This window comes from Prevotella sp. S7-1-8 (assembly GCF_000758925.1).
Lineage (GTDB): Bacteria > Bacteroidota > Bacteroidia > Bacteroidales > Bacteroidaceae > Prevotella.
Genome location: NZ_JRNC01000046.1, coordinates 1 through 8,994 on the forward strand (window position 1 = coordinate 1; position 8,994 = coordinate 8,994).

Genomic DNA, 8,994 nt, shown 5'->3' on the forward strand with positions numbered 1-8,994 from the left:
CTCCAAGCTACTACTTGCAATTTAACATTTCTCCTTTATAAGTATTTGCGGAGAGCAGAAAGGTTGCGTATTGAGAGAATCCCTTCAGTGGCACACTGAGGTATCCACGTGCTGTGTAATATTCCGGCACGCCGTTTTGGGCATGCAACAGTCTGATCTTAATGGTCTTGTTTCGTTTGTCATGTATATAAGTAGTATCGATGGCGACTCCCAATAGCTGACGACTTTCAACGTTGTCAGTTCGACCCGTCCTCACAGCATAAGCGACATTTAGGAAACCTCCCGCTTTCCAGACACTCTCCACATTAATAGGATCAGCAGGCAAGGTGTCTGTTCGGGCGGTCAAAATAGGATGAGGCACTATCACCTTGACAGCGGAAAAGCAGACGCGCGACGAGGCATCATAGTACACCAAAGCGCGATATAGACTATCTGGCCTTTCGGCCCATCTCACCTCCGCCACTTGTTTGAACGTCACAGTATCGCCACCGTCTGTCAACACATAGTCAGCAGATTGCCTGCCCAAAGTGTGCAGCATGCCAAACTCTGCGCGCATATAAGAATAATGACCATCGCCTGTCTCATAGTTCTCGGTAGTGCAAGCTCCTATGACAACAGCAATGGTCAAGCCCCATATTGAGTTTGTTATATGACGCATGCTTTTTTATTGTTTAGCGGCAAGATAATTAATAGCAGGGTTAGCGTACATGGCGAGCATTTGATCACGGAGAAAATCTTTGTCGGCATGTTCCATCCGCACCTTTGCCAACTGGCTATCGAGATAGTTGTCAAAGAAATCCCTGTCCTCAATGGTGTAAAGAGACTTGTATTTGTCACCACCACGTAACATGTCCAATGCAACATAGTTGGCCGGAAACAATTGGTAGTTGCTGTGTATCTCGTGGTCAAGATGGTCTGCCACCAATTTCAGCACCTCTTCTTTGGGAGAGTCTGCAGGAATAGTGTTTAAAAAGTCATTAATACACGGCGCGCAATGATAATGTATGCGACCCTTGAAACCCATAATACCCGTCTGCATAGATAAAATGTCATCGGTGTCTCCTTTTTTCCATTGCTCGCTATCGCGTCTTTGTTGCAGTTCGATGGCTTTTAGATAATCGCATGGGTCAAACTCATACGAAATGGTTAAAGGCACCACGTTCAGCTCTCGCAACAACTCCATTACAGAGCCTTTGGCACCCATAGTCATCATCTTTAGCACCGATGTGGACGTGCGGTCATCCGAGTCTTTTGCTCTTCCTGGTCGTTGCGCTATCCAAATATTCTCATGTTTCTCAGCGATAGCGAAGTGCATGTATCGTGACAAGAGTTTGCTAGCCAACAGCATCTCGCGCAATGGCAATCCACGCCGCACTATAAAACTCTTATTCAGACGAGCCAAATCTTTCACCCATGGCAATCCGAGCAGATTGTCTCCAATGGCAATCTCGCAGGTAGTATCAAAACCCGCGTCAATAAGCAGCACGTCGAGAATTGCGGAATCAAGCACGATGTCACGATGATTGCTCATAAAAGTGTAGTTTTTCTTAATATCCAAAGCAGAGCAATCCATATCATATCCCGTGGAAAGTTTCTTCAGAAGATCTTTAATGAACTTGTAACAAAATGCTTTTTGAAATTCCAAGCTCGTCTTGCACTCCCTCATCTTCATGGCGATTATCTCTATCGGCACATTGGGATAGACATGATTCAACACGGTTAGAAATTGCTTGTTGGCAAAAAGACGGTCGTACACCGCTGGCAACTCTTCCGGCTCAAACGGACGAATGGCGTCAAATTGTTTCAATCGAATATCCATAATCATAGAAATTGGTGAGCCCCCCTATCCTCATTTCAACACATCTTTGTCGCATGCCCAATGCGTGGCTCGTAAGAAGGCACGCAACATTTACGCAAAATCATTTAAATTGATTTTCAACTATTTCGGTCAAAACCTCCTTGATATCAAGCCCTGCCGCACGCACTTGCTGTGGTATGAAACTTGTGGCGGTCATGCCAGGTGTGGTATTAATCTCCAACATGTTTATCTTGTCGTTGCCTTCCGCATCTTTCGAAATGATGTAATCAATGCGAATGATTCCGTTGCAGTTCAAGATATCATAAATTCGAGAGGTTTCCTCTGCGACTTTCTTGGCAGTTTCTGGCGCTATACGCGCTGGAGTGATCTCCTGAACCTGACCGTTGTACTTTGCGTCGTAATCAAAAAACTCATTTTCTGTCACCACCTCCGTGGCGGGGAACACCACACTTTTGACAGCCGTCTTGTAGCATCCGACGGATATTTCAGTACCTTTGAGATAGCCCTCTATCATCACCTCGTCACTCTCCATGAACGCTTTGCGCAATGCGGGAGCCAATTGGTCCGCACATTTCACCTTCGACACACCAAAACTCGAACCATCAGCAGACGGTTTTACGAACACTGGCATACCCAATCGCCTCTCTATCTCCGCCTCGGCGTATGTCTCGTCACGGCGTAAGCGTATACTGTCAGCCACGTTTACATCAAACGCGCGCAGATAGTTGTTAAGCACATACTTGTTAAAAGTCATAGCCTCTACGAGCACCCCACTGGTAGAGTATGGCAGGCGTAACAGGTCAAAATAGCCCTGCATCAACCCGTTCTCTCCCGGACAACCATGGATTGTAATGTAGGCATAGTCAAAAATGACCGCATTTCCATTCGTGTCAATAAAAGAAAAGTCATTCTTGTCTATGTTTGCCACTTGGGCGCCATCCAATGACACATGCCAGTCAAGCCCTTTGACATCCACGATATAGACATTGTAAAGCTCCTTGTCAAAAAAGGAATACAGACCCTGCGCAGACCGCATGGAAACGTCATACTCAGAGGAATCACCTCCACAAACGATAGCAATATTTCTTTTTAAATCCTTCATTTTTGTTAATTGTTTATAGTTTCTTATGTGATGAAGTTTTCTCAAAATCACCCTGCAAAAGTGTCGAGCGTCGTCCCCTCGATATAGCTGCGCCATTTACTGATGAGCGACTCGAAATCCGCTGGCCACACGGAGTCGAAATCCATCTGAAGGCCCGTTCTTGGATGCACGAAACCAAGTGTCTTGGCATGCAAGGCTTGTCGCTGGCAGCATTTGAGGCAGTTTTGTATGAAAGCTTTGTACGTGGAACTTCGCTGCCCACGGAGTATCTCGGTGCCTCCATAACGCTCGTCGCCGAAAAGCGGGTGTCCTATATGTTTCATATGCGCCCTTATTTGATGCGTGCGCCCCGTCTCGAGAACGCACTCCACAAGCGTAACATACCCAAAGCGCTCAAGTACACGGTAATGGGTCACCGCGGTCTTGCCAACGTCCGAAGTGGGGTCGAAGACTTTCATACGCAAGCGGTCTTTAGGATCGCGAGCGACATTGCCCTCTATGCGCCCATTGTCGTTTGCAAGATTTCCCCACACCAAAGCATTGTATGACCGATGCGTGGTCTTGTTGAAAAACTGTTTGCCCAACGCCGTCTTGGCATCGGGGGTCTTAGCCACTACAAGCAGCCCAGAGGTGTCTTTGTCTATGCGATGCACCAAGCCCACCTCAGGATTATTGGGGTCAAACGACTCTAAGTGGCGCAGATGCCAAGCCACGGCATTAAGCAGCGTGCCATTAAAATTGCCTGCCCCTGGGTGCACCACCATGCCCGCTTCCTTGTTCACCACCATCAAGTCATCGTCCTCATATACAATATCAAGCGGTATGTCTTCCGCTTTGATGGTCGAGTCGTGTTTGGGCCGGTCAAGCATCAACGTAACAACGTCGGTCGGACGAACCTTATAGTTGCACTTCACCGGTTTTCCGTTCACGAAAATACATCCTGCATCCGCCGCCGCCTGTATGCGGTTGCGACTGGAATGTTGCATTCTGTCAGCCAAGTATTTGTCTATGCGTAGCGCCGTTTGCCCAGCGTCCACCTCCACTTTCCAGTGTTCATAGAGTTGCTCGCCATCTGTCGGGCTTGTCGACAAATTATCATCCAACAGCTCTTCGTTGTCAAAAGTATCTATATCATTAGTCACGTTTTTCTCTCTTCTATTTTAAACTTGCCTGTGTTCAGGTTTGACAGTAGGACTTTTTGCAGGTTTGACAGACTGTTTGCGATTTGGGTCGGAAGATTGGTTTGCTGGATTGAAAGGTTGCTTTTCTTCTATTGATGGCTCGGTTACTTCCTCAAAAGGATCTGTCTCACCCATTTCCTCATACTCATCATCTGTGGGATAAACAGGATCCACGTAGTTCACGGAATCTCGCAGGTCTCGCATACCATTGCCCACTTGAATGGTGAGTTTAGCGTCCACAGGTATTCGGTCTCCAAAGCTCACGGGCTTGCCATTGGCCAAGATACCATATACCCAGTATTTTTCACCAGATATAAACTGCGGCAAAGTCAATTTGAAGCCCATAGCCGTTAGTTTTGCCATAGCCTCACGCAGCGAGCTGTTGTCTATCACGTCGGGCAACTTGATGGTGGGCGATTTTCCCGCGTTGATAGTAACGTAGATAGCGTGCCCCGCCTTGACGGTCTCACCAGGTCCTGGAGATTGTTCCAATATACAACCAGCTGGCAAACTCTTCACGTACCCTGTGTCTACCACCTCCACCTTAAGCCTCAAATGATCTGCCACGTTCTTTGCGTCGTCAAAATTTTTATGCGTCAAGTTTGGCACAGAGATGGCTTCGCCATGATGGGTATATATATCAATTCCATATTTCAACCCAACAGCAAGCAGCATCCATGTCGCTGCCATTGCGGCAAGGTTGCCCCAAAGGTATCCGCTCTTAAACTTGCCAAAAAACTCAGAAAATGTCATTGACGCATTATTTTTTTACAAAGATAAGGTAATTCCGCTTAATTCCAAATATAGCAAGCAAATATTTTATACAGGAATCACCATACAAGATAATATGCGAGCGGATAACACCTTATATATAGCATGGAATTGCAAAGATGGCATAAGTAACAAAAATTGTATGTTTCTCGCCGCTTTGTCTCATGCAAAATACGTACTTTTGCAGACATGACCGTTGTTGGGAAACACGACCTTCCGACAACACAAAAGCCACGCCATGAGAATGTACAATAAAGAAAAAGCGCGAGAGCGGATTAACCAGTTGCAAGCCGAGGGCAAACCGTTTGTCTTCATCATCAATTTTGAATGTACACAAGCGTTTGTCGAGGCTACAACAGACCTCGACAGCGATGAGATGATGTGCGCTTTCCCCCATTTCAGCAATGTGCCGCGCCAAGCTCGCGCAGGAGTGGAACCTTTGAGATGGTGCGCCAAGCCCCCACGTCGGGCCGATTACGAGCAAAATATCAACCTCGTGAAGCGCAATATCATGGCCGGCAACAGCTATTTGGCCAACCTCACCTGCAAAATACCAATTGAGACCAACCTTGGCCTGCGCGACATATTCCTGCGCTCAAAGGCTCGCTACCGCTGTTGGGTAAAAGACATGCTCGTGTGTTTTTCACCCGAGACATTCGTCAGGGTGGACCATGACACCATCTCCTCTTACCCCATGAAAGGCACTTGCGACGCCACGCTACCCCATGCCCGCGAAAACCTGATGGCCAATGTGAAAGAGGCCGCGGAGCATGCCACCATCGTGGATCTCATTCGCAACGACCTCAGCCAAGTGGCCGACAACGTACAGGTGGCTCGTTACCGATACATAGAGCGTGTCAGGACCCATCGCGGCGAATTGCTCCAGACAAGTTCGGAGATTACAGGCCGACTGTCACGTTATTATCGAGACCATGTGGGCGATTTGATTTTCAGGCTACTGCCGGCTGGCTCCATCACCGGCGCGCCTAAAGCCAAAACCGTGGAAATTCTCCGCGAGGCCGAAAAATACGATCGGGGGTTCTACACGGGGGTGATGGGGCACTACGCCGACGGCGTGATGGACAGCGCGGTGATGATACGTTTTGTAGACAGCGAGCATGGCCATTTATACTACAAAGCGGGCGGCGGTATTACCGCCCAGAGTGACAACGACGATGAATATCAAGAAGTAATTGATAAAGTGTATGTGCCAATTTATTGAAACCATCAGGGTGGAGAATGGCCTTCCTTTCAATTTGGAGGCGCATCTTGACCGCATGCGTCACACCCGAGCATTTTTTTTTAACATTGCCCACCCCATTAGCCGAGCGGACATTATGCCATTCGTGACTCCTATGGACGGCATTGCCAAACTACGCTTTCTCTATGACGGCACAGACATCTACGAGCCGACATGCACGCCCTACACTCCACGGCAAGTACACACGCTCAAAGCGGTTGAGAGCAACAGCGTTGAATACGGTTTCAAGCACAGCGACCGCCATGCGCTAAACCAGCTATTGTCACTCCGTGGCAAATGCGACGATGTTCTTATCGTGAAAAATGGACATGTCACAGACACCTCTTTCACCAACGTGGCTTTTTTCGACGGATGCCAATGGGTCACCCCCGATACGCCGCTGTTGGCCGGAACCCGGCGTCAACACTTGTTGGACACGGGAAAGATTGAGGCAAGGCCAATAGCCATAGAGAATCTCTCGCGCTACACACACGTCGCCATGTTCAACGCCATGATAGATTTGGGCGAGATTGTCTTGCCCATCGAGCATGTCGTTTTATAACAAAATTACTTTCCTTCTCATCCACACATTAAACCTCATTAAACCTTGCACCATACTTGATGATGGTGTTATTATCATTTATTTTTCATTCCCAATAGACTTTTGAAATGTCAAAAAGAGGTCTCATGATATTTAATCCGTGATTAACCAATATCCCAGACTTGTCTCAAGCGGATTGAGTCTTGGCAAATCCAACTTGACAGGCACGATTGCCAATTGTCAATTATTGCTCCGCAGGAGGCATCACCAACCACAGGATGACATACAGTATCACACCACTGAAAGCCGTGAAGGCTGTCAGCATCGAATAGATCACACGCACCAATGTAGGGTCAGTGTCCATATATTCGGCCAAACCGCCGAGCACGCCAAACACGACACTGTCTTTCGATCTCCTTAATTTTCTACCCATTGCCATAGTTGTATTATCTTAAGTTAACGATTACATTATATATGACGTACCACAGCCACACTTGGTTGCGTCCTTGTTGTCTTTATTTTTGTTGTCACTTACATTCGCCCACCTTTAAAAACTTATCAAATTGCTCAAGCTCATGACCACTTCTTTGCGCTCCACCCCCTCTTTGAGCACAATGCAAATGGTGTCATCGCCAGCGATAGTGCCCAGTATCTCAGGCAGATTGCCATTGTCTATATTGTAAGCTATAGAGCTGGCATAGCCCGGACGAGTCCTGATAACACAGAGATTACCAGAGAAATTGATAGATAGGAAACCAGGCGTTTGCATCATTTCTATGGCTGACAACGGTTTTCGTATGCGCTTATACATAGTCTCATTGGGTAGCACGTACACATACTCACCGTTCATACTGGCAGCCTTGGCCACTTTGAGCTGCTTGAAATCACGGCTCAGGGTGGCCTGCGTCAGCGTGAACCCTTCCTTTTTCAATTCGTCCAGCACCTCTTCTTGACTGCCCAATTCTTTGCTGGAAATAATCATCTTGATGGCATCCAATCTTCGATCTTTCTCTTTCATAACCTGAATTTTTATTCTTTAAACAACCACAAATTTATAATTATTTTTAAGAATATCAAAAAGAATAATAATTTATTGTGCTAAAAATACCCACTTCCCAATTTCCTCGGTATTTTTATAACGAATAAAAATGTACGCATGTGTTAAGAAACGCATGTTATGTGCCAACGCAAACGACACGAGACAAGCAATATGGGTTCGTTCGTCATTGAGATATTAACAAAAAAATGACCTCGCGAATATCCTATGGATTTGCGAGGCCAACGACTTGTGGCAGGCGCAGGGACGCCTAAGCCACGAAATGTGTGATGGTACGCGGCGTTAGTTCCTGTTACCGAATATACGCAGCAGGTACAAAAACAGGTTGATAAAATCAAGGTAAAGGCTCAATGCGCCCATCAAAGCGATTTTCTGAGCGTTTTCGCTCATATCTACCTGCATGGCCAACATGTGCTTGATTTTCTGGCTATCCCACGCTGTCAACCCTACGAATATGCCCACGCCGATATAGCAAAGTATCAAGTCAAACATGGCACTTTTCAAGAATAGATTTACCACCGTGGCAATAATCAAGCCTATAAGGGCCATAAACAAGATACTGCCAATCTTGGAAAGATCTGTCTTCGTAAAATATCCATATAGTGCCATAGCCGCGAATGTCCCCGCGGTGATGAAAAAAACTTTGGCGATAGATGTCATACTATATACCATGAAGATACCCGATAGCGTGACACCGTTGAGCGCGGAATAGATGATAAACAATGTGGTGGCTGTGGTGAGCGACAGCTTTTGGATGCGTGCCGTCGTGTAAAACACCAATCCTAATTCAACAATGAACAGCACCCAGATAGTCATACTGTTGCCATAGATCATTTGCATGATATTAGGACTTGTTGCCACGCCATAAGCACAAATGCCCGTGATGGCCAAAGCCATTGTCATCCACACATATACCTTGCGCATCAAAGCTGGGAAAACTGCGGAGAGCGCGCTCTCTTTACCGCGTACAATCCTTTCCAAATCTTGTAATTCCATGTTTGTCTTTATTTTGTTTTAATTGCTTGTTTTATGATATTCCTCTTATTGATTGTCATTTGGGAGGCACTTGGGGCATGACACTCCTGTCTCCACATATCAACAGGCAAGTATCATGCCATGCCATTTGTTGTGGCTCTATGTGACAAAGTTACGTATTTTAAAAGGATTTTCCAAATCCACCCGGCATCTATTAACTTTATTATTGAATAAATGACAAATTGTTATCTTCCCGCATTTTAAGCGCCCCCCCCACTCTTCTCCCCTTGCTCCCCATTCTTCATTTT

At 46.5% G+C, this 8,994-nt stretch carries 10 protein-coding genes; 2 read left to right on the forward strand and 8 right to left on the reverse strand.

The window, feature by feature from the left end:
* Nucleotides 1-10: 10 nt before the first annotated feature.
* The 5 genes from HMPREF1640_RS07695 to HMPREF1640_RS07715 form a co-directional block, all read right to left on the reverse strand.
* The gene (locus HMPREF1640_RS07695; protein ID WP_036893702.1) at nucleotides 11-658 is read right to left on the reverse strand and encodes a NigD-like C-terminal domain-containing protein; all 648 of its coding nucleotides are present in this window, start codon (nucleotides 656-658) and stop codon (nucleotides 11-13) included.
* A gap of 6 nt (nucleotides 659-664) precedes the next feature.
* The gene (locus HMPREF1640_RS07700) at nucleotides 665-1,819 is read right to left on the reverse strand and encodes a 1-acyl-sn-glycerol-3-phosphate acyltransferase (RefSeq protein ID WP_036893710.1); all 1,155 of its coding nucleotides are present in this window, start codon (nucleotides 1,817-1,819) and stop codon (nucleotides 665-667) included.
* Nucleotides 1,820-1,919: 100 nt separating this feature from the next.
* Nucleotides 1,920-2,921 (reverse strand): D-alanine--D-alanine ligase, encoded by a 1,002-nt coding sequence (locus HMPREF1640_RS07705; RefSeq protein ID WP_036893711.1) that lies wholly within the window; start codon nucleotides 2,919-2,921, stop codon nucleotides 1,920-1,922.
* A gap of 47 nt (nucleotides 2,922-2,968) precedes the next feature.
* Nucleotides 2,969-4,027 (reverse strand): RluA family pseudouridine synthase, encoded by a 1,059-nt coding sequence (locus HMPREF1640_RS07710; RefSeq protein ID WP_036893712.1) that lies wholly within the window; start codon nucleotides 4,025-4,027, stop codon nucleotides 2,969-2,971.
* 54 nt (nucleotides 4,028-4,081) lie between these two features.
* Nucleotides 4,082-4,855: a PASTA domain-containing protein gene (locus HMPREF1640_RS07715; RefSeq protein WP_036893704.1), complete on the reverse strand. Its 774-nt coding sequence runs from the start codon at nucleotides 4,853-4,855 to the stop codon at nucleotides 4,082-4,084.
* 256 nt (nucleotides 4,856-5,111) lie between these two features.
* Between HMPREF1640_RS07715 and HMPREF1640_RS07720 the strand changes: the two genes are divergently transcribed.
* Both HMPREF1640_RS07720 and HMPREF1640_RS07725 read left to right on the forward strand, forming a co-directional pair.
* A complete protein-coding gene (locus HMPREF1640_RS07720; protein ID WP_036893713.1) occupies nucleotides 5,112-6,095 on the forward strand; it encodes an aminodeoxychorismate synthase component I in 984 nt (327 codons plus the stop codon).
* Nucleotides 6,079-6,675 carry an aminotransferase class IV gene (locus HMPREF1640_RS07725; RefSeq protein ID WP_036893706.1) on the forward strand — a complete coding sequence of 199 codons (597 nt, stop codon included), beginning with the start codon at nucleotides 6,079-6,081 and terminating at the stop codon, nucleotides 6,673-6,675. The genes HMPREF1640_RS07720 and HMPREF1640_RS07725 overlap by 17 nt, the downstream gene beginning before the upstream one ends.
* Before the next feature lie 223 nt (nucleotides 6,676-6,898).
* On the opposite strand, the gene HMPREF1640_RS07730 is transcribed toward HMPREF1640_RS07725, so the two are convergent.
* The 3 genes from HMPREF1640_RS07730 to HMPREF1640_RS07740 all read right to left on the reverse strand — a co-directional run bounded on the left by HMPREF1640_RS07730 (nucleotide 6,899) and on the right by HMPREF1640_RS07740 (nucleotide 8,707).
* Nucleotides 6,899-7,087: a PspC domain-containing protein gene (locus HMPREF1640_RS07730; RefSeq protein WP_231565866.1), complete on the reverse strand. Its 189-nt coding sequence runs from the start codon at nucleotides 7,085-7,087 to the stop codon at nucleotides 6,899-6,901.
* 114 nt (nucleotides 7,088-7,201) lie between these two features.
* Nucleotides 7,202-7,672, reverse strand: coding sequence for an arginine repressor (locus tag HMPREF1640_RS07735; RefSeq protein ID WP_036893708.1), 471 nt, complete (start codon nucleotides 7,670-7,672; stop codon nucleotides 7,202-7,204).
* 321 nt (nucleotides 7,673-7,993) lie between these two features.
* Nucleotides 7,994-8,707, reverse strand: coding sequence for a Bax inhibitor-1/YccA family protein (locus tag HMPREF1640_RS07740; protein WP_036893709.1), 714 nt, complete (start codon nucleotides 8,705-8,707; stop codon nucleotides 7,994-7,996).
* Between the last annotated feature and the right edge of the window lie 287 nt (nucleotides 8,708-8,994).